Here is a 1,147-nt window from a genome sequence, read left to right as displayed (position 1 = left end):
ACAATCACAGATGCCCCAGCTTGCTCGCAGGTTTGGATCGCTTCTATGTAGCGTTCTGGTGTGAAAGGAGGTTGAAAGTCTAAATGAAGAAAATCAAACGTTCCTTTGTTATGATCTGCTTGCTCACCATTTTTAGGCGCATATTGCAAAGAACGTCCAGCTTCGGTATCAATAACGGCAATCTTACCATTCTTACCAGCAATTCCTTGTGCCAATAAAAGGGCTGAATAAGTTTTTCCAGAGCCTGAGGCTCCAGCAATGGCAAAAAGTAAATTAATCTTTTGACGAACAGCAGGTTGTAAAGTGAAACTCATCATTAAACCCCCATTGCTTCATAGTAATAATTTTGCTCTTCAATTTGACGAATTACCCAAGGTTTAGGTTCAACGCAGATGATTTCATTTGTATATCCATCAAGATCATCTTTTTGAATTGTTACTTCCCATAGCTTAATGGCTCTTTCTATTTCTTGTTCAGCTAGTTCTTGTAGTTGATTATCAATCGTGAAAACAGAAACTTCAAAAGGTTCGAACATTTCTATCACAACAAAATGAGTGGCTGGTCTTTTTTGTCCTGTTAACTTTTCTAGACCTCTTTCATAAAAAACGCCTTGCGTTCGGTATGTAGTCATAAGTTTATTTTGCCATTCAAAAGGCGACCCAGAACAATTTGTTCCCTTGATATCAAAAATTGGATATGTAGGGTTCTTGGGTAGTTTATCGATCATGGACCGACACCAAATATTACCTTCCTGCCAAGACATAACAACTTCATTATCGCTTTCCGAAAAGAAAGCATCACTGATGACATGAAATTTTAATTTAATTAACGCCGTTTCTGCACATTCATAAATATTATCGAAATATTTTTCTAAAATTGGTGTTTTGTTTGCAGAAAATGCTTCTTTCTTTAATTTATTTGCTTTTGGATTTCTATAATCATCATAACGTATGATGCAAATATCATTTCCTTTATTTAAAATAAGATTATGAAGCACCGTTCCCATTATCATAGCTTGAGTAGGTTCTTTTTCACTCTTGCTAGGTGTGATAAATCTTGGATGTTTCCATGCTGCGTGATAAGGACTTTTGTCTAGCAAATCCCGAATAAGGCTATTGGATAAGCTGGGGGTAGGGCATGGATCACT

At 36.5% G+C, this 1,147-nt stretch carries 1 protein-coding gene and 1 pseudogene; both read right to left on the bottom strand.

The annotated features are described in order from the left end of the window. Nucleotides 1–317, bottom strand: a pseudogene (locus PQG54_RS12260) (AAA family ATPase); the annotation flags it as partial. After that, on the bottom strand, nt 317–1,147 hold an 831-nt coding region (locus PQG54_RS12255), incomplete at its 5' end, for a PD-(D/E)XK nuclease-like domain-containing protein (RefSeq protein ID WP_271790829.1). The pseudogene PQG54_RS12260 and the gene PQG54_RS12255, both read right to left, overlap by 1 nt.

Origin of the sequence: Commensalibacter communis (assembly GCF_947179015.1) — a bacterium.
Lineage (GTDB): Bacteria > Pseudomonadota > Alphaproteobacteria > Acetobacterales > Acetobacteraceae > Commensalibacter > Commensalibacter communis.
The sequence above is the reverse complement of the archived record's forward strand: the minus strand, read 5'-3'. Positions and strand labels throughout refer to the sequence as shown.